The 24,757-nt window shown below is 68.8% G+C and carries 18 protein-coding genes; 4 read left to right on the top strand and 14 right to left on the bottom strand.

The genetic code is table 11. The features are described 5' to 3' along the window. Positions 1-147 precede the first annotated feature (147 nt). From J2850_RS08400 to J2850_RS08385, 4 genes are all read right to left on the bottom strand, one after another. Entirely contained in the window at positions 148-1,914 is a 1,767-nt protein-coding gene (locus J2850_RS08400; RefSeq protein WP_209980548.1) for a PQQ-dependent methanol/ethanol family dehydrogenase, read from the bottom strand. A 219-nt stretch (positions 1,915-2,133) separates the two neighbouring features. Further along, complete coding sequence (locus J2850_RS08395; protein ID WP_209980546.1) at positions 2,134-3,099, bottom strand: quinoprotein relay system zinc metallohydrolase 1; 966 nt, start codon at positions 3,097-3,099, stop codon at positions 2,134-2,136. After that, entirely contained in the window at positions 3,096-3,944 is an 849-nt protein-coding gene (locus tag J2850_RS08390) for a quinoprotein dehydrogenase-associated SoxYZ-like carrier (RefSeq protein WP_246512904.1), read from the bottom strand. Before J2850_RS08390 ends, J2850_RS08395 begins: the two co-directional genes overlap by 4 nt. A 60-nt stretch (positions 3,945-4,004) precedes the next feature. After that, a complete protein-coding gene (locus tag J2850_RS08385; RefSeq protein WP_209980543.1) occupies positions 4,005-4,868 on the bottom strand; it encodes a transporter substrate-binding domain-containing protein in 864 nt (287 codons plus the stop codon). Positions 4,869-5,061: 193 nt separating this feature from the next. Between J2850_RS08385 and J2850_RS08380 the strand changes: the two genes are divergently transcribed. The 4 genes from J2850_RS08380 to J2850_RS08365 are packed head-to-tail and all read left to right on the top strand — an operon-like array spanning position 5,062 to position 8,862. Further along, positions 5,062-6,273, top strand: coding sequence for an ABC transporter substrate-binding protein (locus J2850_RS08380; RefSeq protein WP_246512903.1), 1,212 nt, complete (start codon positions 5,062-5,064; stop codon positions 6,271-6,273). Next, positions 6,270-7,262: a YVTN family beta-propeller repeat protein gene (locus tag J2850_RS08375; protein ID WP_209980541.1), complete on the top strand. Its 993-nt coding sequence runs from the start codon at positions 6,270-6,272 to the stop codon at positions 7,260-7,262. Before J2850_RS08380 ends, J2850_RS08375 begins: the two co-directional genes overlap by 4 nt. A gap of 5 nt (positions 7,263-7,267) precedes the next feature. Beyond that, positions 7,268-8,065 carry an ATP-binding cassette domain-containing protein gene (locus tag J2850_RS08370; protein WP_209980540.1) on the top strand — a complete coding sequence of 266 codons (798 nt, stop codon included), beginning with the start codon at positions 7,268-7,270 and terminating at the stop codon, positions 8,063-8,065. Beyond that, positions 8,062-8,862 carry an ABC transporter permease gene (locus tag J2850_RS08365; protein ID WP_209980538.1) on the top strand — a complete coding sequence of 267 codons (801 nt, stop codon included), beginning with the start codon at positions 8,062-8,064 and terminating at the stop codon, positions 8,860-8,862. The genes J2850_RS08370 and J2850_RS08365 overlap by 4 nt, the downstream gene beginning before the upstream one ends. A 7-nt stretch (positions 8,863-8,869) precedes the next feature. On the opposite strand, the gene J2850_RS08360 is transcribed toward J2850_RS08365, so the two are convergent. The 10 genes from J2850_RS08360 to J2850_RS08315 form a co-directional block, all read right to left on the bottom strand. Beyond that, complete coding sequence (locus J2850_RS08360; protein ID WP_246512902.1) at positions 8,870-9,613, bottom strand: 2OG-Fe(II) oxygenase; 744 nt, start codon at positions 9,611-9,613, stop codon at positions 8,870-8,872. After that, entirely contained in the window at positions 9,610-10,713 is a 1,104-nt protein-coding gene (gene ada / locus J2850_RS08355) for a bifunctional DNA-binding transcriptional regulator/O6-methylguanine-DNA methyltransferase Ada (protein ID WP_246512901.1), read from the bottom strand. Before ada ends, J2850_RS08360 begins: the two co-directional genes overlap by 4 nt. Positions 10,714-10,842: 129 nt before the next feature. Then, positions 10,843-14,280: a DEAD/DEAH box helicase gene (locus tag J2850_RS08350; RefSeq protein WP_209980531.1), complete on the bottom strand. Its 3,438-nt coding sequence runs from the start codon at positions 14,278-14,280 to the stop codon at positions 10,843-10,845. 112 nt (positions 14,281-14,392) lie between these two features. Further along, positions 14,393-15,184 (bottom strand): hypothetical protein, encoded by a 792-nt coding sequence (locus J2850_RS08345; protein WP_209980528.1) that lies wholly within the window; start codon positions 15,182-15,184, stop codon positions 14,393-14,395. A gap of 107 nt (positions 15,185-15,291) precedes the next feature. Then, positions 15,292-16,479: a polysaccharide pyruvyl transferase family protein gene (locus J2850_RS08340; RefSeq protein ID WP_209980526.1), complete on the bottom strand. Its 1,188-nt coding sequence runs from the start codon at positions 16,477-16,479 to the stop codon at positions 15,292-15,294. Positions 16,480-16,562: 83 nt separating this feature from the next. Next, positions 16,563-17,876 carry a glycosyltransferase family 4 protein gene (locus tag J2850_RS08335; RefSeq protein ID WP_209980525.1) on the bottom strand — a complete coding sequence of 438 codons (1,314 nt, stop codon included), beginning with the start codon at positions 17,874-17,876 and terminating at the stop codon, positions 16,563-16,565. A gap of 131 nt (positions 17,877-18,007) precedes the next feature. Then, positions 18,008-20,197, bottom strand: a complete 2,190-nt coding sequence (locus J2850_RS08330) for a hypothetical protein (protein ID WP_209980522.1) — start codon at positions 20,195-20,197, stop codon at positions 18,008-18,010. Positions 20,198-20,199: 2 nt separating this feature from the next. Beyond that, entirely contained in the window at positions 20,200-21,576 is a 1,377-nt protein-coding gene (locus J2850_RS08325) for a glycosyltransferase family 4 protein (protein WP_209980521.1), read from the bottom strand. Then, the gene (locus tag J2850_RS08320) at positions 21,573-22,400 is read right to left on the bottom strand and encodes a class I SAM-dependent methyltransferase (protein ID WP_209980519.1); all 828 of its coding nucleotides are present in this window, start codon (positions 22,398-22,400) and stop codon (positions 21,573-21,575) included. The genes J2850_RS08325 and J2850_RS08320 overlap by 4 nt, the downstream gene beginning before the upstream one ends. Beyond that, entirely contained in the window at positions 22,397-24,694 is a 2,298-nt protein-coding gene (locus J2850_RS08315) for a glycosyltransferase (RefSeq protein WP_209980517.1), read from the bottom strand. The genes J2850_RS08320 and J2850_RS08315 overlap by 4 nt, the downstream gene beginning before the upstream one ends. Positions 24,695-24,757 lie beyond the last annotated feature (63 nt).

The following is a 24,757-nucleotide window of genomic DNA, read 5'->3' as shown; positions in this document are numbered from 1 at the left end:
TACAGACAGTATCACCAGAGTGACTTCAGAATAATTGGACTATGGTAGGACAAACAAAATCGGAAAGCGGAAAACACAAATAGTAATCGCAAGAGTTCGCGGGCCGGATCACTCCGGCCCGCAATTCCACACTGCACTCCTCTCCGGTCAGGCCTTCGGCAGCTTGAAGACCCAGAGCGAACCGCCCTGGTTGATGTCCTTGACCTTCTTCGCGACATCGCCGCCCCACAGCGGAACGGCACCACCCCAGCCCGATACCACGGCGACATACTGCTCGCCGTCCATCTTCCAGGTGACCGGGCTGCCGACCACGCCCGAACCGGTCTGGAACTTCCACAATTCCTTGCCGGTCTTGGCATCGAATGCCTTGAGGTATCCTTCCGGCGTGCCGGTGAAGACCAGGTTGCCGGCAGTGGTCAGCACGCCGCCCCACAGCGGAGCGCCGTTCTTGTATTCCCACACGATCTTGCCGGTCTTCGGGTCCACAGCGCGCAGGGCGCCGATATAGTCGTCATAGAGCGGCTTGATGGTGAAGCCTGCGCCGAGATAGGCCGCCCCCTTCTTGTAGGTGATCGGCTCGTTCCAGATATCCATGCCCCACTCGTTCGCCGGGACGTAGAACAACTCGGTCTGCGGGTTGTACGCCATCGGCATCCAGTTCTTCGCCCCCAGGAAGGCCGGGGCGGAAAAGACCGAGGTGCCCTTGGCGTCGTGCTCCCCACCGGTGGCCGGAGCACCCGGGCGGTTCTCGTCGACATAGATCGGCCGGCCGCTCTCGACGTCGATGCCCTTGGCCCAGGTGATCTTGCTGACGAAGGGCGAGGCGTTGATCAGCTTTCCATTGGTCCGGTCGATGACGTAGAAGAAGCCGTTGCGGTCGGCCTTGCCGCCCGCCTTGATGACCTTGCCGTCCTTCTTCAGGTCGAAGGACACGAACTCGTTCACGCCGTCGAAGTCCCAACCGTCATGCGGCGTGGTCTGGTAGTGCCACTTGATCTCGCCGTCGTCGGGATTGATGGCCAGGGTCGAGGATGTGTAGAGGTTGTCGCCGGGCCGAAGGTGCGAGTTCCACGGCGCCGGGTTGCCGGTGCCGAAGAACAGCGTCTTGGTTTCCGGGTCGTAGGTACCGCCCAGCCAGGTAGCGCCGCCGCCGGTCTTGTTCATGTCGCCCGGCCAACTGGCGTTCAGCTTGCCGGTCATGGTCGAGTCCTTGCCCTTCAGCGTACCGACATTGCCCTCGATGGTCGGGCGCTGCCAGATCAGCTCGCCGGTCTCGGCGTCGCGGGCCTCGACCATGCCGATGATGCCGAACTCGCCGCCGGAGTTGCCGGTGATGATCTTGCCGTCGACGATCAGCGGGGCGGCGGTGTTGGAATAGCCGGCCTGGTAGTCGGCGAGCTTCTTGTTCCACACCACCTTGCCGGTTTCGCGGTTCAGCGCCACCAGGCGGGCGTCGAGCGTCGCGAAATAGATCTTGTCCTTGTAGATGGCCGCCCCGCGGTTCACCACGTCGCAGCAGGGCATGATGCCGTCGGGCAAGCGGTGATTGTACTCCCACTTCTTCTCGCCGGTGTGGGCGTCGACGGCGTAGAGGCGGGAATAGGACCCGGTGACGTAGATGGTGCCGTCATAGACGATCGGCTGGGATTCCTGGCCGCGCTGCTTTTCGCCGCCGAAGGAGAAGGACCAGACCGGCACCAGCTTCTTCACGCTGTCGGTGTCGAGGTCGGTCAGCGGGCTGAAGCGCTGGGCCTGGGGCCCGAGGCCATATGTCAGCACGGATTCGGTGTTGCCGGCGCTCTTCAGCAGATCCTCGTCGGTCGGGCCGGCGCCCGTTCCGGCGGCCATGACGCCGGTCGCACCGAAGCCGGCCAGGGCGGCGGCAAGGGCGAAGGTTGAAACCAGACGCTTCATGATGCGGTTGCCTCCCAAGACTGATGATGACGGCACCGCCCTGGCAAGGCCCACCCGTTGCCGCCGGACATGCGGGTCCGGCGATGGGGCGGATCGGGGGCGGCTTTGAACGGTTGGCGGCCGGAGGGGCCGCGTCGCTTCACGATATCGGCAGTGTAAGCGGACGGTTCGTCGGGTAAATTGTCGGATAGTAGCAGCCGCCGTCCGCGGCCGGCGCCCTCACTCCACGCGGGGCAGAAGCTCGCGCTCGATCGCCGGCCACAGATGGGCGACGGAGCGCCTGTACTCCTCACGCAGCACGTCGAGTCCGGCGAAGCGCTCGGGGATCGGCAACTCCAGTGCCTCCGCCATGTCGAGCCCGGAGTCCGCGGCATGCCGCAACGCACCGTCCAGCCAGGTCAACCAGTCGCGGGTCTGGGCGACGCACGCCTTGTCGGCTCGGACGTGGCCGTGGTTCGGCACCAGCAACCGGATGTCCAGCCGGTCGACCTCGTCCAATTCCGACAGCCAGTCGGCGATCGTGGCGTGCGGCGTGGTGGGAGTGCGGCCGCAGAAGACGACGCCGCCGGTGAACAGCACGCCGGTGGTCTCGTCCAGGATCATCAGGTCGGCAGCGGTATGGCCGTGCAGCGGGATCAGCCGCAGCACATGGTCGCCGAACCTGACGGTCGAGCCATGGACTGGCTCGGTCGGCAGCGTCACCTCGGTGCCACGCATCCAGTCGCCGACCAGCCTGTACATGTTGTCGGCGATGCCCTTCCCCTCCTCTTCGATCCCGGCGATCGTGCCGGGCAGGGCGGCGATGGGCACGTCCCTGTACGCCTGGTTTCCCAGCCAATAATCGGGGTGAAGGTTGCTGACAAAGACCTTGCGGATCGGCTTGGCGGTGATCCGGCGGATGGCGGCCCGCATCTCCTCGCCATAGCGACGCGACGGGCCGGTCTGGATGACGATCACCCCGTCGGCCGTGACGATGAAGCCGGAGTTCAGGATGTTGCCGCCGTTGGCGCGGGTGAAATGCTTGGTCGAACCTTCGAAGACATAGGTGTCTGACGCCACCTGCTTCGGCGTCAGACCGTAGGTCAGAGGGCCGGCCGTTTCTGCCCCCGCCCCCGCCGGACCGCAGCACAGCAGGGCTGCCAGGCACATGGGCAATGCCAGCCGGCGCAAACCGCGAGTCCTCATTGCCCGATGCTCCTCCGAGGGTCGCGCATCCGCGACATCGCCGGTTGTGCGCCGGTGGGCGGCATCGGGATGGTGGCGCGGATCTCGCCGCCCTGGTTGTCGCGGCCGTGCAGGATCAGCGCCGTGGCGCCCGGAGGTGGACGGACGTCCAGCGTATAGACCGGATTCTCCGACACCGGCTCCAGACTGTCGATGCGCGCGAGCTCCGGCGTGCCGCCAGCCGTCTCGGCGCGGACGCTGAGCGTTTCGATGAAATAGGCGGGAATGCCGTCGACGAGCCCGGTGTCGTTGGGATGACGGATGCGCATGCGCAAGCGGGCGATGCCATCCTGCCCGGCGGGCCACAGCCGCGCCTGCACCTCGCCGACATGGTCGGCCCAATCTTTCTGTGCGTAGGAAACGGGCGGAGCGCTGCAACCGCCGCCTGCGGCATCGACCAGCATGCCGGAGACGTGCCACACCCCATCGGCGGTCCGCGCGGCCCCGCGTACGGCGGTGGCCTGCTGCACCTTGATGCGGGTGGCGAAGGCCGGCGCCGAGGTGCCCGGGTGATAGCGCAGCACCAGCGGAAAAGGGTTGAGGTCGGCGATGGCAAGCATTTCGACGACGCCGTCGAGCGCCGTCGCATCCACCGCCAGCGGCACCGCACGGGTATCCTCCGCCGCAGCGGGAGCGATCACCCGCACCGCATCGTCGAAGACGACCGGAGCGTCGCCGAAATACTGGTCGCGCACGGCCTCCCACATCACCGAGCCGAGCGGATCGGCCTGCCGGGGAACCGGTGCCGCCACGGCCGGCACGCCAAGGGGCAGGGTGCCGACCATGCCGGCAACGAGAAGCGCCATGCGCATCGCACTCACCTCCAACGGTTACTCCGGCGACAGGATGGAAACGGCGGACGCCGCCTACTCCACCAGCGGCGGCGGCGTGTGGGTGGCGCCATACTGGGCGAAGATCGCGGCAAGGCTGCCATCGTCGGTCAACGCCGTCACCGCGTCCCCGATGGCGTAGGCGAGGTCGCGGGAGTTTTCCTTGGTCGCCATGCCGATGTTCCAGTCGGACGTCATCATCCCCGGCAGGGCGACCGTCGTGACCGGGAAGTCGGCCGTCCGCGGGCCGAGCGCCGCCTGCATCTGGCTGAGCGGCGCCAACACGGCGGCGGCCTCCCCCGCAGTCAGCTTCTCGATCGCCGCTTCCGGCGTCGGGCAATGGATGATGCGGCTGCGCAGGCGGCCGCCCTGCATCCCCAACAGGAAAAAGTCCGGGACGCTGTCGACCTCCACCGCGATCGGCTCGTCCGGCAGGGTCGCCAGCATCGCTTGGCGCACCCGTTGCGGGTCGCGGGCCAGGGCGAACACCTCGTGGTGATATGGCGCGAACAGGACCGCCTCCGGGTTCATCAGGCCGAAGCGCTTGTCGTAGGGAATGTGCATCATCACGTCCGCCAGTTCGCCGCCGAACAGGCTCCCGCGCCAGACCGCGACGCGCAGGTCATCGGACACCGTCTCGCCGGGAATTTGCTCGTAGCAGTCGAGCTTCACCCCGAGCCTGCCGGCGATGGCCCCGGCAAGGTCGACGTCGATGCCGACCAGCCGGCCGTCGCGGCGAAAGGAAAAAGGCGGGAAGTCCCGGTAGACGGCGACCCGAAGCCGGCCGCGCTCCATCACCTCGTCCAAGGGGCGGGCGGCAGCCCGACGGACTGGCAGCGCCAGCGGGAAGGTTCCGGCGGCCAAGCCGGCGAGAAGGCCACGGCGGGTGAGGACGGCCATCGGAGGTCCGGGAATGGGGGCTGATCTCCAGCGGGCGGCCAGGATAGCGTTGCTCCGCAACGCCAATAATTGGACTTTCGTACAAGAGGCCTGCCGCCGGTGCCGCCCGTCCTGTCCATCCTTCCATAGTCGCATTTCAGGTATCGGTGGCGGCAGATAGGGTGGAAACCCAATTGTTTGCCGCCCGACGGGTATGATGATCCAGCGCCGCCTGCCCTTCCTGTTCCGCACCGTTTCCCGGACGGCGCTCGCAATCATGCTCGTGGCTGTCGCACCCGCCGCCCATGCGGCGCAGGAGATCCGCATCGGCCTGCTGTCGCAGACGCCCGAGCCGCCGGCATCGGTCGCCGATCCCGACGTGCCGGCAAACGACGATGGGCTCGCGGGGGCGATGCTCGCCATCACCGACAACAACACCACCGGCAAGTTCCTGAGCCAGTCCTTCCTCCTGGATCCGGTGACTGTGGCGCCGGACGGCGACGCGGCGGTGGCCCTGCGCGAACTGGCAGGCCGCGGCGCCCGCTTCATCGTCATCGACGCGCCGGGCGCGACGGTCGAGGCCCTGGCGCGATTGCCCGAGGCGGCCAACCTCCTGCTGCTGAACGCCACGGCGCCGGACGATTCCCTGCGCGGTGCCTCCTGCGCGACCAACCTGCTGCACGTCGCGCCGAGCCGCGCCATGCTGGCCGACGCGCTGGGCCAGTATCTGGTGAAGAAGCGCTGGTCGCGCTGGTTCCTGGTCACCGGCCGGCGCCCGGAGGACAAGCTCTACGCCGAGGCCGTCCGACGCGCCGCCAAGCGCTTCGGGGCCCAGATCGTCGCGGAGAAGGAGTGGACCGCCGACAGCGACGTCAACCGCACGGCCGAAGCGGAGATTCCGGTCTTCACCCAGACCAAAGGCTACGACGTGCTGGTCGTCGCCGACGAAGTGGGAGAGTTCGGCGACTATCTCTCATACCGCACCGCCGATCCACGGCCGGTTGCCGGCACCCAGGGCCTCGTTCCCACCGTCTGGCACCGCACCCATGAGCAGTGGGGTGCCGCCCAACTCCAGTCGCGCTTCAAGGCGGCGGCAAAGCGGCAGATGACGCCCCGCGACCACAATGACTGGACCGCCGTGCGCGTCATCGGCGAGGCGGCGGCCCGCAGCCACCAAGCCGATCCGGACCGCCTGATCGCCGCCATCCAAGCGCCTGACTTCACGATGTCCGCCTTCCGGGGGGCGCCATTGAGCCTGCGCGCCTGGGACGGGCAGCTCCGCCAGCCGGTGCTGCTGGCGGCCGACCGTTCGGTCGTCTCGGTGTCGCCCCAGGACGGTTTCCTGCACCCCCGCACAGAATTGGACACGCTCGGCTACGACCAGCCGGAAACGCCCTGCAAGACCCGAGGGAAGAAGACGCCATGACCGCCTCCCGCACCGCCTCCCGCCGCATCGCCGCCTCGATCCTCCCTGCCCTCCTGGCCGCCGGCCTGGCCGGTGCCGCGGGCGCCCAGACGATCTATGTGTCCAACGAGAAGGACAACTCGCTGTCGATCATCGACGGCAAGACCATGGCCGTGACCGACACCATCAAGGTGGGAAAGCGGCCACGCGGCATCACCCTGTCCAAGGACGGCTCGCAGCTCTTCATCTGCGCCAGCGACGACCATGCCGTCCAGGTTCTCGACCTCGCCAGCAAGAAGGTGATCCACAACCTGCCGTCGGGCGAGGATCCGGAGCAGTTCGCCCTCAGCCCCGACGGGAAAAGCCTGTTCATCGCCAATGAGGACAGCAACATCGTCACCGTGGTGGACGTGCCGTCGCGCAAGGTCGCCTTCCAGGTCGACGTCGGGGTGGAGCCCGAGGGGATGGACGTCAGCCCGGACGGCCGCTGGGGCGTCAACACCTCCGAGACGACCAGCATGGTCCACTGGATCGACATGGAGAAGCGCGCCGTGGTCGACAACACCCTGGTCGGCCCGCGCCCGCGCTACGCCCAGTTCACCAGGGACGGGGCACAGCTCTGGGTGTCGTCGGAGATCGGCGGCACCGTCAGCGTGGTCGACAGCGCGACGCACAAGGTCCAGAAGGTCATCGACTTCCGCATCAAGGGCGTGTCCAAGGACCGCATCCAGCCGGTGGGGGTCAAGCTGACCGACGACGGCCGCTACGCCTTCGTCGCGCTCGGGCCGGCCAACCATGTCGCGGTGGTGGATGCCAAAACCTACGAGGTGAAGGACTACCTGCTGGTCGGCCGGCGCGTCTGGCAGCTCGCGCTGACGCCCGACCAGAAGACCCTCTACACCACCAACGGGGTCAGCGGCGACGTGTCGGTCATCGACATCGACAGCCTGACGGTCACCAAGTCGATCAAGGTCGGCCGCTATCCCTGGGGCGTCGCGGTGAAAGGATGAGGCGGATGACGGTTCCGGCACTGGAGGCGGCGGGATTGCGCCACAGCTACGGCGGCGGGCGCATGGCGCTGGAGGACGCCGCCTTCACGGTGATGCCCGGGCATTTCACCTGCCTGCTCGGCCCCAATGGCGCCGGCAAGAGCACGCTGTTCGCCCTCGCCACCGGCCTGCTGCGACCGACCGCCGGGCATGTGCGCATCCACGGCCACGACATCGCCCTTGAGCCCGGAAAGGCCCTGGCGCGCATGGGCGTGGTGTTCCAGCAGCCGACCCTCGACCTCGACCTGACGGTCATGCAGAACCTGCGCTATTTCGCCGCCCTGCACGGCATAGGCCGGCGTGAGGCCAACCGGCGGATTGAAGCCGAACTGGTGCGGCTTTCGCTGTACGAGCGGGCCGGGGAAAAGGTCCGGGCGCTGAACGGTGGCCATCGCCGCCGGGCGGAGATCGCCCGCGCCCTGCTGCACCGCCCCAGCCTGCTGCTGCTCGACGAGCCGACGGTCGGGCTCGACATCCCAGCCCGGCGCACCCTGATCCGCCACGTCCACGCGCTGTGCGCAGGCGACGGCACTGGCGACGACGGCGACCGCATCGCGGTGTTGTGGGCAACCCACCTGATCGACGAGATCGATCCCGCCACCGATCATGTGGTGGTGCTGCACCGCGGACGCGTGCGGGCGAGCGGCGCTGCGCCCGCGGTGAGCGCCGCAGCCGGCTGCGCCACGGTGGCGGAAGCCTTCGACCGGCTGACCGCGACGCGGCCGGCCAAGGAATCCTCGTCGATCGGGGAAGCGGCGGCATGACCATCTGGCTGATCGCGTTGCGCGGGATCGTGGCGCGCGAGGTGCTGCGCTTCGTCCACCAGCGCGAACGTTTCCTGGGGGCGCTGGTGCGTCCGCTGGTCTGGCTGTTCGTCTTCGCCGCCGGCTTCCGCGCCGCGCTGGGCATCGCGATCATCCCGCCCTACGAGACCTACATCCCTTACGAGGTCTACATCGTGCCGGGGCTGATCGGCATGATCCAACTGTTCAACGGCATGCAGGGATCACTGTCGATGGTCTACGACCGTGAGATGGGCAGCATGCGCGTGCTGCTGACCAGCCCGCTGCCACGCGGCTTCCTGCTGATGGCACGCCTGCTGGGAGGGGTCGTGGTGTCGGTGCTGCAGGTGGCGGCCTTCCTGCTGATCGTCCGGCTCTATGGCATCGACCTGCCGACTATGGCACCGCTGACGGTGCTGCCTGCACTGCTGTTGAACGGGCTGATGCTGGGGGCGTTGGGGATGGTCCTGGCATCCACCATCCGCCAGCTTGAGAATTTCGCCGGCGTGATGAATTTCGTCGTCTTCCCGCTGTTCTTCCTGTCCTCCGCTCTCTACCCGCTCTACCGGATGGAGGAGGCCGGGCCGCTGCTGTGGTGGCTTTGCAGCCTCAACCCCTTCACCCACGGCGTCGAATTGATCCGCTTCGCGCTTTACGGCCAGCTCGACGGCCAAGGGCTGGCGGTGGTGGCCGGGGCGACGCTGCTGTTCGCAGCGCTGGCGGTGCGCGGTTACTCCCCTGCCCGCGGCATGGGCTCGCGGGCTCCGGCCGCGGGCTGAACGGGCCTCACGCGGCGTCGTGGAAGATGATGCCGAGCATGAAGCGCTCGCCCGACCGCAGCAGGCTGACGCCGTGTCGGTGGCGGACGCGGTAGGTGCCGCGTATGCCCTGTACCGGGCGCTGGTCGACCGCGAAGACCACCCCCATCCCCTGCGACAGCGGAACGACGGTGGCGCGCGACTGCATCCGCGGGCGCTGTTCCGTCAGGACGAACTCACCGCCGGAGAAGTCGGTGCCCGGCACCGACAGCAGGACCGCCATCTGCAGCGGGAACACCGTCTCGCCGTAGAGATCCTGGTGCAGGCAGTTGTAGTCGCCGGGGCGGTATTTCAGCAGCAGCGGAGTCGGCCGCCGCTGCCCCGCGGCATGGCAACGATCGAGGAACTCGCCATGGTCCGCCGGGTAGCGGTGGTCGAGCGCCATCGCCGTCGCCCAGCGGTTGGCGACCGGTGCCAGTCGCCGATAGAGCAGCGCCCGCAGGTTGGCCACTGCTTCCGGCAGCGGGTCGGCGAAGTACTTGTACTCGCCCTTGCCGAAGCCGTGCCGCTCCATCACCACGCGGCTGCGGAAGGGTTGATCGTGCTCATAGAGCGCCGACAGTCCGGAACATTCCGACGGCGTCAGCAATGGCCCGGTCAGGGCGTGGCCAGCCTCGTCCAGATCGGCGCCGATGCGCTCCCAGTCGAGCCCGTCCACCAGGGCGGCGAGCCGGCCGGCCGGCATGACGCAAGCGGAGGCGGGCGACGTCATCGCGATGCCTCCTCGCTCTCGCGCCGCAGCAGGGCGCGCTTGCGCTCCACGCCCCAGCGATAGCCGGCAAGCGCCCCGTCCGTGCGCACCACCCGGTGGCAGGGGATCGCCACGGCGATGGGATTGGCGCCGCAGGCGGCTCCCACGGCCCGCACAGCCGCCGGCGCGCCGATGGCGCGGGCGATGTCGGTGTAGGTGACGGTCCGGCCGGGCGGGACAGCCCGCAGTGCCTGCCAGACCCGTTGCTGGAACGCCGTGCCCCCGATGTCAAGCGGCAGGTCCAGCCCGGTCCCGGGCGCCTCGACGAAGCCGACCACCTGGGCAACCATCGCCTCGAATGCCGCATCCCCACCGATCAGCTCGGCCTTCGGGAAGCGTTCCTGGAGGTCGCGGACCAGCGCATCCGGATCCTCCCCCAGCGTGATGGCGCATACCCCGCGCCCAGTGGCCGCCACCAGGATGGCGCCCAGGCTGCAGGCCCCGACGGCAAAGCGGATCGTCTCCCCTTGCCCGCCCCGGCGGAAGGCGGTCGGCGTCATCCCCAGCCGCGCGCCGGCCGCCTCGTAGAAGCGCCCGGACGAGGCGTAACCCGCTTCATAGATCGCTTCGGTCACGCTTGCGGAGGTGGGCAGGCTGCCGGCGACCCGGGCAGCGCGGCAGGCAGCGCCATAGGCCCGCGGCGTCACGCCAGTGAGCTGCTTGAAGACGCGATGGAAATGGTGGGGGCTCATCCCGACCGCCTCGGCCAGCCCGCCCAGTGCCGGAGCCTCCTCCGCCTCATCGATCAGGCGGCAGGCACGGGCGACGAGTTCGGCCCACCGTTCCGCCTGACTGGCTCCGTCCGGACGGCAGCGCTTGCACGGACGAAAGCCCGCCTGTTCGGCCTCCGCGTTGCTGGCGAAGAAGACGACGTTCTCACGCCGCGCCGGTCGCGCCGCGCAGCTCGGCCGGCAATAGACGCCGGTGCTACGCACGGCATAGACGAACCGGCCATCGGCGGTGGGGTCGCGCCGGCGCAGAGCGTCCCAGCGCTCGGCATCCAGGGGGCGGGGGTCCAGCGTTTCAGTGCCCGGACTTTCGGTATCGGGTGCAGCGGTCATGGCTTCCTCTCCCATCCAGAACCATACCGGCGTTGCCGGCGGGGTTGGACGCCAATCTGGAACGACATGGACGACGGCGCACTCCGCCGCTTGCTCCCGAATTGCTTTCCCCCTCCCCCGCGGACAAGGTCAGCCAGACCGCTTGCGCCGCTGCGCCTTGCGTACGATCTCCTCGACACAGTCGAGAACCCGTAGGGCATTGGCGAGCCGGGCGCCGCCGTCCGCAGCCTCCAGCGCGGCGCTCAAGCGATCCTCCTGCGCCCTCAACAGCCCGCCGGAGCGTTTGGCCAGTGTCGCGGCGCGCCGTTCCGCGCGCCTGGGGTCGGAGCCGGCGCTGTGCAGGGTGAGCGCCACCCCCGATGGGCCTGCACCCAGCGTGGCGATGCCCAGCGCCCGGCAGCGGCAACGCAGGGCTGCAATGGCCAACAGGCGTTCGACGGGCTCCGGCAAAGGACCGAAGCGGTCCTCGACCTCCTCGTACAGGGCATCCAGGTCACCGGCCTCACTGCTTCTGGCGATGCGGCGGTGCAGGCCGATCCGCAGCTCCTCCTCCGGGATGTAGGAGGCGGGAATGCAGTGGGGCACCGCCACCGTCACCTCCGGCTCCCAGCGACGGTCGGGTTGGCGACGAAGCCGGCTCAGCGCATCGGCGAGAATGCGCTGGTACAGCTCGGTCCCCACTGCCCGCAGATGACCGCTCTGGTCTTCGCCCAGCAGGTCGCCGGCACCGCGCTGGTCGAGATCGAGCATGCTCAGCACGAAGCCGCCGCCGAGGCTCTCGATCACCTCGAGCGAGCCGAGGCGGCGGGTTGCCTGTTCCTCCAGCGGATGCTCAGGGTCGGTCAGCATGTAGGCGTAGCCCTGCACCGCCCCGCGCCCGACCCTGCCACGCAACTGATGGAGTTGCCCCAGGCCGAAAAGGTCGGGGCGGAACAGCAGCATCGTGTTGGCCCGCGGAATGTCGATGCCGGATTCGATGATCGGTGTCGCCACCAGGATATCCGACCGACCATCGACGAAGTCGATCACGGCGTCATCCAGCGCCGCGGCCCCCAGCCGGCCGTGCGCCACGGAGATGCGCGCGTGCGGAACCAGTGTGCGCACCCAGGCTTCCAACTCCTTCAGGTCGGCGATGCGCGGGGTGACGCAGAATGCCTGCCCGCCGCGCCCCAGTTCGCGCAGCAGGGCAGCGCGGGCGGTGGATGCATCCCGTGGCATCACCGCCGTGCGTACCGGCCGGCGCCGCGCCGGGGGCGTGTCGATGATGCTGAGGCCGCGCAGGCCGGCCAAAGCCCCTTGGAGCGTCCTGGGGATCGGCGTGGCGCTGAGCGCCAAGCAGTGGGCACCACGGGTCCGCCGCCGCAGCGCCTGCTTCTGGGCGGCACCGAAGCGCTGCTCCTCGTCGACCACCATCAGGCCCAGCCGATGGAACCGCACAGTCTTCGACAGCAATGCATGCGTGCCGATCACGATGCCGACGGACCCATCGGCCAGCCCGCCGCGCACCCGTTCCTGGTCCGCCTTCGGCATGGCGCCGGTCAGCGGCTCGATACGGACGCCGAATCCGGCAAAGCGGCGGCGAAAGACGTCGAGGTGCTGGCGCGCCAGCACCGAGGTCGGCGCCAGCACCGCGACCTGCAGGCCGCAGAAGGCCGCGGACGCCGCGGCGCGCAGGGCCACTTCCGTCTTGCCATAGCCGACGTCGGCGCAGACCAGATGGTCCATCGGATGGCCCTGCCGCATCGCATCCAGCACCGCATGGATGGCGCGGCGCTGCCCCTCCGTCGGGTCGAAGCCGAAGCGCGCGCCGAAACGGCGCATACGGTCGGCCGGCGGATCGACCGCCGGCGCAACCTCCCTCAGCCGCTGGCGGGCGGCCCGCATCATGCCTTTGGCGGTTTCGGCGATCTCTGCCTCCAGCGCGGCGCGGCGATCGAGCCAGCCGGCATTCTTCAGGCTGTCGAGACGGGCACCGCTGTCCGACGAACCGTGGCGCCACAGCCGGTCGAAATCGGCGGTCGGCACCAGCAGCCGGTCGTCATGGGCATACTCCAGAACGAGGAAGTCGGCTGCGGCGCCGTCCCCGTCGACCGTCTCCAACCCGACCAGCCGGCCGATCCCGTAATCGAGGTGGACGACGAAGTCTCCGGGCGCCAATTCCGACGGCGCAAGCGGCGCCCGGGCCGCTGCCTCGCCGGCGTTTTCCTCACCGTGGCGAGGCGCCACCAGGACGGTCATGCCGTCGCAGACGAATCCTTCGGCGGACCATAGGGCCATGACCGCGCAGCTTCCACCCGGCAGCGGTGCTTCTGGCCAGCGGTCGAGCAGGGTCACCTCCCGCCCCAGGCCTCGGTCCGCCCGCCCGGCCAGGCGTTTGGCCTCCTCCCGGCCGGCGGCGGCGAGAAGGACCGGAGCCCCCTCGGCCAGCAAGGCGCCGGCACGCCGCAACAGGGTGCGTTCCGTCCGCGCCGGTTCGCTCACGGCGTCAGCCTTGCCGTCTTGCACGAATTCCACCGAAGCGGTTCGACGCGCGGCAAGCATGGCGTCGAGGGTTGCCGCATCGATCAGCCGCCGCTCGATGGCGGGAACCGGCAGGTCCGTCGACACGCCGCCGCGGAGCCGGCGCTGCAACCCGTCGGTGGCCAGATCGGCGACGGAAAGATCGGCGATGCGGGCCTCGATCCGGTCCCCGGCGCCGGCATCCAGCATCACCGCCGCGTTCGGCAGCAGGTCCAGCAGGAGCGGACACTCATCGAAGGCATTGGGAAGCTGGAGGTCGAAGCCGTAGGGCCGCCTGCCCTCCTCCACCGCCTCACGAAGTTCGGTCGGAAAGGTGGTTCCAAGCAACGCGAGCTTGGTCGCCAGCCGGTCCAGGACGCCTGGGCTGGTGACCAGGTCGGTGACGGGCGACAGCGTCACCTCCTCGATGGCAGCGATCGAGCGTTGGGAGACGGGATCGTAGAGGCGCAGGTCGCGCACCACGCCGTCGGCGATGTCGCAGCGGACGGGGAGGTCGCCGTCGCCGGGAAACACCTCAACCACCGCGCCGCGAATCGCGACCTCACCCGGCTCGTCGACCCGGTCGTCCAGAACGTAACCGGTTCGGGCGAACCAGCCGCGCCAAGCGGCCTCGTCGAACCTCATCCCTTCCGTCAAACGAAAGCGGCCATCGCGCCAATTCTCCGATGGTGGCAGGCGCTGCAAGGCGAGGTCCGCCGAGGCGACCACCAGCAGCCCGCCGGGCCGCTCCCGGCCATAGCCCTCGGCCAAGGCCATCAATCCTGCAGCCCGGCGCCCGAGGACCGACCGCGACGGTGCGGCGCGGTCCCCGGCCGCCGTTTCGTCGATCGGCAGCAGGATGACCTCCAGGCTGGGTGCGAGATCGCCAGCCAAGCGGGCGAGCCGGGCTGCGCGCCCGTCGCTGCGGGCGAGCATCAGCAATCCGCCCGGGCGGCGGGCGAGCGACGCCAGCCGTACGGCCAGTTCACCTTCGCTGCGGACCGTCAGGACATCGGGAAGTGCCGGATGGTCCGGCGAGAGGACGGCGACGGGGGCTCCGTCGAGCATGATGGGCTGGCTCCGGTCATTGGCACCACGCGGCCCGCGAACGGCCGCAGGATGTCAACACCCGCCAAGCCCCCACGGTTGCCTGACCTTCCGTGTAGCGGAACCCTCCGGCTCAGCGGAACAGCAGCATGCCGGCCATAGCCGCAAGGAACGCACCGGCGGAGGCCAGAACGGCCACGACAGGCGGCCAGCCCGGACTGCCGGATTTGTCGGCGAGCAACCTGTCCAGGGTGCGCAGGCTCTGGTCCATGCGCATCAGGAAGACCTCAAGCCCCCCGATGCGCTCGGACAGCTCCCGCAGCGGGCCGGCGACCGCGTCGACGACGGCGTCATGATGCTCGCCCTGCGCCGTCTCCGCTCGTCCGGCATCGGCCCGCAGCGCGGCCACCCCCTCGCCCGCTTCCCGCGTGAGGCGTCCCAGCGCCTGCTGCCCGGCAGCGAGCTGCCGCTGGTCGCGGCGCAGAGCGTCGATCCGCTCGGACAGGCGCTGAAGATGCTGCCCCAGCAGGCGGTCGAGCCTCTGGTCCTCCGGGCTCGGCTGAGCGAAGATCGTGGTCTCGCCCGTGCTGGGACTGCCGACGACCGCCACCACCCGCACCGGATCCGCACCTTCCGGCAGGGCCAGCTCGGCTTCGAAGGCATGGGCGCCGTCACCGATGCCGCCGCCGGCGAGGTCGGGGCGCGGCCGGTCGGCCGCCACCCGTGTCAGGGACAAAGGCGGCCCGCCGTCGCGCTCCAGCCGGAGTTCCACCGTCAGCCGGTCGCCCGGATGGTTGCGATCCCAGGCCCAGCCGAAGAGCCGGCCGTCCTGCACGGCGTCGATGTGGCCCTCGATCGCGGCCGGCTGCGGACCGGCCTCGGCCGAAGCCTCGTGCAGGTCGACGATCTTCGCGGTGGCGGACATGACACCCTCTCCAGTTGGTTTGCGGGAAGGCACGCCGCCCATCGCCGGCCTCCCGTCATCGCCCCCTCCCCAGGATGGAGAGGGGAGTTTCACCTGTGCAAGGCGGCTTACGCGGCCTTGCGCTCGACCGTCCGGCGGAGGGTGTGACTCGGCATGCGGTGCGGGATGTAGTTCTCGTCCAGGAATTCCCGCATGTCGCGGTAACGCTGATAATAGGTGCGGTTGAACTTCTCGAACAGCGCCTGGTCCCAGTACTCCTCAAGCACGAAAGGCTTGTCGGAATAAACATTGTAGCAGGGGATCGCGAAGGTCTCCGCGAACTCGGCGGTGCGGCTGTCGTAGCTGAAGTAGACAGACGGCGTGCCGTTGGACAGGGCCATGAGGTTGCCGTGGAGGCGATAGCCGAGCACCAGGTCCTTCGACCGGACGAGACTCTCATAGTCGGCGACGACATCCGAATACCACAGTCGGTTGCGGTACAGCCCGTCCATCTCCTCGTCGAAGTACCACTGCCTCAGCCAGTCGTTCTCGTGAAGCTGGGTCCATGCCTCGGCCTTTTGTTCGTCGGTGCCCCACATCAGCTTCTTTTCCTCGACCTCGCCCTGCATCATCAGCACGGTGTCGAAGCGGCGGGACACGTCCTTGACGAAATCGCGGTGGCGTTCAAGATACTTGCGGACATCCGGCGAGTAGTGCTTGGAGACCTCGCGGCGCATGGTGACGCCGACCTTGCGCACGCTGTCCAATGCCGGAAGGTCGATCCGCAGTTCCGGATCGCGGTTGCGGAAAGCGGTGGGGCAGCCGACGATGCGGGTGTTCTTGATGCCGAGGTCCCACAGCACCTCGGCCGTGTAGGTGCCGCGGACGCCGAGCGTCGCCGACTTGTCGGCGATGGTCCGCCAGATGCGCTTGCTTTCCTCGGTGAGCTGCAGCTTGCCGGTCGCCGGCGCCTGGGCACCGACACCAAAGCCGATCACCGGGATGCGGAGCTTGGAGAGGACCTGCAGTGTGGCCGCCGGCCAGTCCATCGAGTCATGGATATAGTTGCTGCCGCGCAGGAAGACATAATCATACTCGGCGTTGATGCGGTCGACGACGTCCTGGCGGAACTCGCGGATCTCCAGCACATCCAGCTTGTCGTACGCCAGCAGCTTCAGCGAGGAGTCATAGACGAAGGCGTCACCGATGTTGTGATAGTGGTTGATGCTGCGCTGGATGTCGCTGTGGTTGTACCAGCGCACGCAGTCATGATCATAGACTTCGCCCGACGGAATCATGACGAGGATGTTGGCCAAGGCGGCTCTCCCTGAATGAAGCAACTGTGCGGGATGACGGGTGCCCGGCTGGCGGCCGGGCGGAACGGGGTCTTGGCGGCCAGTCACGATCGCTGCGCGACGGCGCGTTCGGGAAGGGTGGCAGAGCCGGCCGCACGGACCAGCAGCGCGTCGAACAGCTCGGCATGCTGGCGGGCGCATTCGGCACGGTCGATCGGGCGGCGGATGCGCAGGCGCAGCCGGTCCCACAGGTCGGGGGTGGTCAGCGCCTCGGTCATGCGGTCCACCAGATCCTCGACGCTGCCGTTGCGGAAGTTCAAGCCGTCGACGCCGTGGGTCACCTTTTCCGCCATGCCGCCGATGTTGCTGGCGATGATCGGCCGGCCATGCAGAAAGGCCTCCTGGATCACCACCGGCGAATTCTCCCACCAGATCGACGGGATGATCATCCAGTCGACGTCCTTCATCAGCCCCGGCAACTCGGCGGAACGGTAGCTGCCGTAGAAGCGTACCCGGTCCCCAGCCTTTTCGACCGCATCGTTGAAGCGCTTCTGGTAGGCTTCCGGCTGGCGTTCCAGGTTGCCGCCGAAGATCATCAGCGCACCGTCCTCGCCCCACGCCTTCTCCGATAGGCGCGACACCGCCTCCACCAGAAGATGCGCGCCCTTGAACTCGGTGAGCTGGCCGAAGAAGGCGAAGCGGTTGCGCTTGCCGCCGCGGGCCAGCGGACGCGGCGGCGCCACGCCCTCGATGGTCAGCCCGTTTTCGATCATGCGGAACTTCTCCCGCGGCAACCCCCAGTCGACGTAGCGGTCGATCAGAAAATTGGACGGACTGACGTAGAAATCCGCCTGCTCCAGGAAAGTCTTCAGGAACAGCTCGCGCTTGAAGAATTCCGCCTCGCCGATATGCGGGAAACAGCCGGCGCAGTCGGCCGGGCTGGAGCGGTAGCACAGCGCATTGCGGCTGGTCTTCACCATCTGGCCATGGTGATGGCAGATCGACAGATACTCGTGCAGGGTCACGACGATCGGCACGCGCGGCAGGGCTTGGCGGACCGCCTGGATCGTCTCGATCCCCAGTCCCAGGAAGTGATGGAAGTTCACGACATCCGGCTGGAGGTCGCGGACATAGCGGACGAAATCCTTCTCCAACCCCGGCAGGTTGCGGTTGGACAGGCGGAAATGGTCGTAATCGTTCGCGTAGTAGAGGACTTCCCGCTCCTTCTGGCGCAGCGCCATCAGGGCCGAACCGCTGTGGCGGGTGATCGGCGGTGCGGTACGGGCCAGATAGTGGCTTTCCCACCCCGGCAACTCGTGGAGGCCGTTATGCAGGTTGTAGGAGGCGACCTCACCCCCGCCCAGAGAGAAGGAGGGATGGCCATGGCTGATGATCAACGCGCGCTTGGTCTTGCTCATCGTTCGACCGCTTGTCCTTGTCCGGAGGTGAGAGTTTGGCGGTGCCTGCGGCCCCGTCCCTGTTATTACCCCCTCCCTTCCCCCGCTTTGCCGGAGAGGAGGAGGGAGGGTTGGTGATTGAGCGCCACGATTCAGGCCGCGATCGATGCCTTCCAGTGCTTCGCAAAGCCCCACTGGTCGACCAACGCGCTGATGCGCTCCAGCCGCGGGTCGCGGGTGCTGCGGGACTGCTCATCCACCGCAACCAGCCGCAGCTTCGGCAGCCACAGGCAGGAGCCTCCGGCCGCCCGTACCCGCAGGCAGAGATCGAGGCCCTTGAGGTCGGCGCCGAGAAAGCGCCCGCGCTCGGCAAGCGCCCGTGCCAGCAGGTCGCGGGGCAGCAGCGCGCAGTCGGCCGAGGCCGCATCCACGGCGGACGCCTCCTGTTCCCTCAGCCAGTCGCGTGGATAGCCGGCAAAACGGCGTTCGTAGGTTACGGCGCCGCCCGGACCCTCGACGGCGACGATCCCGGCGAAGCGGATCGAATGGTCCTCGTACAGCAGGGTCGGGCTGGCCATAACCGGGGCGAGTGCCGCGGCGCCGACAGCATTCGGGCGACGGATCGCACGCTCCAGCGCCGACAGCCAACCCCGCTCGGTCGGGAGAACCGACGGCGAGAGCAGCAGCACCCGGTCGGCGCGGGCATGGGGCAGCGCCGCAGCGATCGCCTCGAACGGGTCGGCAGCCAACGATGCCTCGATGAAGCCGACAGCCAGCCGGTAGAAGCCGGCGGCCTGCCGGACCATGCCCGCGAGTCGCTCATGCGCCCGTTCCCCCGCCACCACCAGGATCTCGGCCTCGGCAAAGTCAGGATCGTTGGCCATGCGCGCGAGGTTCAAGTCGACATCCTCGCGGCCGTCGCAGACCGGCAGGATCACCGATACCCGCGGGCTCTTCACGGTACGGCCCATGGCGTGGAGGGTCGCGGGCGCGGCCTTTCCGAGGGCGGCGGCGGACGCGGTCTGCAGCATCGGCCCGAGATGGTTTGCGATGATGCGGTCGATAGACGGGCTGTCTGGATTGACGGCCCCCAGCATGCGCCGCATCGCCTCACCGGCGGCCGGCGGACAAGGCAGCGGCAGGAATGCGGGAAAGTCGGCGAGGGCCAGTTCGAGGTGGAAGTCGGCGCCGGCCGGCAAGCCTGCCGGTTCGCGGGCGAAGGCAATGAAGCCGTGGCCGTCGTCTCCCGGAAGCAGCCGGCCGGCGAACACGGGATCGTGCGCGAAGGCCTCGCTGACGTCGCGGCGGGATTGGCGGGACCAGTCCGCATCGATCCGCACCGCCAGCCCCGGCCCTTTCAGCGTGACGGCCCGCACCGCTCTGGTGGGATCGAGCAGCCAGCCGCTGACGAACAGCCCAGCGCCGACGACGCGCACCGCCAGGTCGAGCCCGATGCGCACCGGAACGTCGAGCTGCGAAACCGTCTCCACCCCATTGTAGCGAGCAGCGACTGCGGTGGCGACGACGCGCCGCGCCGGCTCGCCCTGGAGTTGGCCCAGCATGTCCCGGGCATGGGCTGCGGCAACGCCGTCGGCCAGGATCTGTCGGTGCTCGAAGATGGCCAGATGGCGCCACCCGTCGTCGGCGCGGAAATGGATGCGGCGGATGGCGCCGGGCGATGGCGCCGGCCCCTCGAGCACCGCCAGGACGCCTGCCGCGGTGTCGGGCAGGTCCGGGCGGTGGAAAGGCGCCGCCGCCGCCGCGTGCACCCGCAGGTCGTCGGATTCCACCAGCACCCGGTGGTCGCCGGCAGGAAAGCCGTGCGACCAGCCCTGCACCATCAAGGCACCATCACGGAAGCGTCCCAGCACCTCGGCGAAGCCGTCCGGGCGCGACGCCTCCTGCGCCAAGCCGGCAAGCAGGCGGCGGTGCCGGTCGGCTTCCGCGGATACGCAGTCCTCGGCGATCAAAAGGACCGCGACATCGAGCGCGGCACCCAGCGACTGCGGCTGCGCCTCCCCCAGGGCCGAGACCATATGGGCCGGGTTGGTACGGACGTTGGAAAGGCGCGGCAGCGACAGGCGCCCGCCGGCGCCATCGAGAATCTCGATGCGGGACGGGCGCATGTGGGCGAGCCCCCCGACGCTGATCGTCGCCAGGAACCACCGTTCCCCCGCGCCGTCGGTCCAGCCGCCGCCGCGGAACCGGCCGTCGGCGGTGCCGTCCAGCAGGACCACGCTCTCGGCCGGCAGGGGCTGGTCGATCGCCCCGAACAGCATCAGCGTGTCCTCGTCCAGCAAGACGGCGGCGGTGATGTCGGCCTTGGTGCTGCGGTCCTTCATCGCTAGCGGCTTCCCTGAGTGAGTGTGGCGGGGATGGATGCCAGGAGCTCGCCGTAAAGGGCGAGGTGGAGCAAGGCCGCCTCCTCGGTTGGACGGACGGCGGGAATGTTGGCGGAAAGGCGCTCCCACAGGCCGGGTTCGGTCATGGCGCGGGTCATGACGCGGGCAAGGTCGGCCGGGTCGTTGGGGCGGACATGCAGCCCATCGACACCGTCACGCACCGCCTCCGCCATGCCGCCGATGCCGCTGCAGATGACCGGCCGGCGATGCTGGAAGGCCTCCTGGATCACCAAAGGGGCGTTCTCCCACCAAACCGACGGCATCACGACCCAATCGGCCGCCGCCATCAGCGCCGGCATCTCCTCGCGCCGGTACGGGCCGCGGGGGGTGGCAAGCCCACGCGCCGCCTCAAAGGCGTCGGACAGCCGCCCGCGGAACTCCTGGCCTTGGTACAGGCTGCCGCCATGGACGGCCAGCGACGGCGCCAGACCCTGGCGCGCCATGCTGGCCACGGCCTCCAAAGCCACGGTGACGCCCTTGAAAGGATTGAGGTTGCCGAAATAGGCGAAGGCGTCGCGACGGCCGCCATCGGCAGTCTCGCGTGACGGTGCGGGCTCGACCACCGGGCGGCTGTTCCCCATCACCTCGATACGGTCGGCATCGAGACCCCAGGCGACGTAGCGGTCGCGCAGGAAGCGGCTCGGCGCCAGGAAGCGGTCGACCAGCCCGAACATCGCCTTGATGTGCTTCTCGCGCAGCAGGAACTGGTCGGCCGGGCGTTCGGGGAAGCAGCGATGGCAGGCGTCGGGTGAGGCCTTCTCGCACAGCGCCCGGTCGGCCGCCGTCACCATCTGCCCGTCGTTGGCACAGATCGGGTAGTAGTCGTGCAGCGTGTAGACGATCTTCGCGTCCGGGCAGACGCGGCGGATCAGGAAAAGCATCTCCACGCCCAGCAGCAACGTGTGGTGAACGTGCACGATGTCGGGCCGGAAGGCGCGCAGCAGGTTCGACAGGTCGGGCACCAGCCCGTGCAGGTCGATCTGGCTTTGGTGGAAATGATCGAAATGACCGGCCCACAACAGGACCTCGTCGGCGCTGCGCCCAAGCGTCTGGAAGCCGGTGCCCGGCCGGGGCGCCCGATGGGTATCGTTGGTGCAGGCCAGGAACAGGCATTCCGCGCCGGCCGCCTTGAGGCCGCCGAACAGTTCGTGGGCGAAGATCTCGGTGCCGCCCGGATGCAGGCTCGGATGGTTGTGCGCGATCAGCAGAATCCGCGGCGGGCGATCTGCACTGGCACGCGGCAGCGGGCGCGACCGGTTGGCGGGCGGGCGGGGGAGCGGCTGCCCGGCGGCGACCAATGGAAGACGCCGGCGGGTCATCGGCCGATCCCCTTCTCCAGCACGAGCAGATCCTGGAAGTTTTCGGCCTCGCGCCGGCCGCTCCAATGCCCGTAGGCGACCTGTCGGGCCGGCCGTAGGCCGTGTGCCGCGAACAGGTCGAGCAGGAACGCCTCGTCATAGGCGACGGCGGCGTTGGGATGGTCGGGATCGGCCAGCAGTTCCACGTCCGGCCCAACCTTGAAGGCTGGGCGTGCGCTGCCGGCGGCGATGCCGGTGCGGGCAGTTTCATCGGCCAGGAACAGGCTGAGGAAGCAGCGCCCGCCCGGCTTCAGCAGCCGACCGATCTCTGCGGCATAGCGTTTGGTATCGGCAATCCGCAGATGGGTGACGACCGATGTCAGGATGACGAAGTCGTAGGTACCGGTGCCGAACGGCAGTGACACAGTCCCGCCTTCGAGCCGGCCGCCCGGATTGTAGAGGCCGTTGGCGACGTCGAGATGATGGAACCGGAACTCCGGGAAAGCCGGGGTGATCGTGTCGGCACACCAACGGATGCCATCCAGCACGATGTCGATGCCGTCATAGGCGCACTCGATGTACTGAGTCAGCGGCAGGGCCATGCGGCCGACACCGCAGCCGATCTCCAGCACCCGGTGATGGGGGCGCAGGCCACCCAACCGGACGAAATGACGCAGGAACTCCGCCCCGATGGCGCGGAAGTCGCCGTCGCCGATGAAGTGCAGTTCGGGCGGCGGCACAGGCAGAAAGCGGTTGCGGGCGATGTGGGCACACAGCCATTCCAGGCGCGGATCGGTCTGGCGGCGCAGGACGGCAAGCTGCGGGGTCGGCACGATCGCGTTCATCGGGTCACCTGTAGGGTCTTGCGGGCTCGCTTGGCCGGGAGAGGCGCCTCGTCCCCGGCGAACCAGTCGCGAGCCATCAGTTCAGCCATCGGGCCTGCCCAGCGGCGGCCGTGGAGCCAGCGGTTGTATTCGGAGGCGACTCCCCGGGTGTAACCCTGGTGGCGGCCGATCGAGCGGCGTTCCAGGTGATACAGCTCCACCGACGGGGTGTAGCGAATGTCCAGCCCCTGCTCCCGGATACGCAGGCAGAGGTCGGAATCCTCGAAGTCGCCGATGACGTAGTCCTCGCAGAAACCGCCGGCGGCTGCATAGATGGCCCTGGTGGTCAGCAGGCAGGCACCGGTGACGCCCGGAACCCGGCGCGGCAGGCAGGCGGGAGCGAACTCGCGCGGCAGACCCTTGAAGAAGTGATGGTTGTACCAGGCTCCCTGCAGGTCCCGATCGAAATAGAGGCCGGCATGCTGCAGGCTGTCGTCGTCGAACAGCAGCTTCGGGCCTACGGCGCCGGTGCCGGGCCGCTCATCGAGCGCCGCAACCAGCGCCGGCAGCCAGCCGGCACGGTCGGGCACCACATCGGAATTGAGGAACAGCAGCCGGTTACCCCGGGCGGTCGCCACGCCGGCATTGTTGGCGGCCGAATAGCCGAAATTGGCTGTCTGCACCAACAGCAGCATCGGAAGCCCATAGAGCGCATGGAAACCGCGCAGCAAGTGCGCGACCTCATCGCGTTGCTCCGGGCTGTCGAGCACGAAGACCAGTTCGACCTCGCGCATTGCCGGATCGGTGGCGAAGCTGGAGATCTGGAAGCGCAGGAACTCCAACGTGCGGTAGAGCGGAATGATCACCGACACCGGGGGGACCGCCGGTCGCTCGCCGAAGACGATCAGTTCGGGTTCGCCGCGGGTGGCGAGATGGGCTGCGTGCAGAGGGGCGACAGCCGGCGCGATGACCGTCCGGAGCAGTTCCGGCGTCGCGAAACGCGGCGGCAGGCTGCCCAGCACGGCCGCACGGGCGTCGGCATGGGCACGCGGGCGCGGCGCCGGCACCAGGGGAAGCGATCCGCCAGACGCCAGCCGCAGGTCCGCTGTGACCTGCATCGCTTCGCCGGCTTCCGGGCTGCCCGGCAGGTGGAGGACGAAGCCACTGCGGTCGACGCCCGCGGAGCCATAGAGCTTGGCGACATCCTCGCGAGGAAAGCGGTGCGGAAAGGCGTCGACACGACGTTCGCCGCCGAAAGGCGTGCGCACCACCAGATCCGCGGCGAGACCGTGCGGATCATGCAGCCAGCCCGCCAGGAACAGGCCACCGTCCGCGGTCGGGACGGCGAGGTCGAGCGATGCGCCGATCGGACGCCTTGCGTCGGCCGCCTGCCGCCGCGGCAACGGCGCCAGTGCCTGCAACTCCGTGACGGCCGACGCGGCGGACGGCTCGCTGCGACCGCGTTCCGCCATGCAGGACAGTAGATAGTGACGCACCGCCGCCGGCGTATCGGGTCGGGCGTTCAGCCGCTCGGTCAGCGTCGGCACTGCGGTCGGGCGCTCGGGAAAACGCCGGCAGGCCATGCCGTTGGCGCCGAGCACCACCAACAGGTTGCCCGGCGTACAAAGGTCGCGGTCGATCAGCAGGTCGAAAGCTACCCGGCCGCGCCCAGCGGGATCGTTGCCGACGCAGGCGTCGAACGGTGCCGGGATCACCCGGTCGGTGGACAGTACGACCAACCCGGTGATTGCGCCGAACCGCGGCGCCAGGGCGCCGGCGCACAACAGCAGTCCGCCACCAGCTTCGGCGCGGACGGCGAGGGTCGCCGGGTCGGCTGAGCGGTCGAGCACCAGACGTCGGCACAGCGCGGCGAAGCCGGCGTCGCGGCGCAGCGCCGGGGTCGAGCAAGCGAAGTCAAAGAAGAAACGCAGGACGCGGAGGCGCGCCGGTCCCTCCAGGCTGCCGAGCAGCCCCGCCGGGTCGAGGTCGGCGCCGCCCGCTTCGGCGCGAAGTTCGGCGACGACACGGTTCCCGGCGACGAAGCGGATAGGCTCCGACGGGTCTTGCGGAGCCGGAAGAATCGACAGGATGCGGCGGCCGCCCCATTCATTGTTGATGGTCAGCGTGGTGAAGGGCGGGCGCACCGGGCGTCCGCCGATCTCCGGCGTGATGGAACCCAGGGGCTCCCTGCTGGCGGCCGACCCGTCCGGGGCCCCATCCATGGTCCAGGAAATCAGGACAAAGCGGCGGCCAAGCGCGAGGCGCTGGGCGGGAGCGATCGACACCGAGTTCGGCAGGACGGCGATGACGGTCATGGATGATTGTCCCGGCAGCGTCGGAGGGTTTCGAATGCGGAAATCAGGCAAGGGGAGACCGAC

Origin of the sequence: Azospirillum picis (genome assembly GCF_017876115.1) — a bacterium.
Classification (GTDB): Bacteria; Pseudomonadota; Alphaproteobacteria; order Azospirillales; family Azospirillaceae; genus Azospirillum; species Azospirillum picis.
The sequence above is the reverse complement of the archived record's forward strand: the minus strand, read 5'-3'. Positions and strand labels throughout refer to the sequence as shown.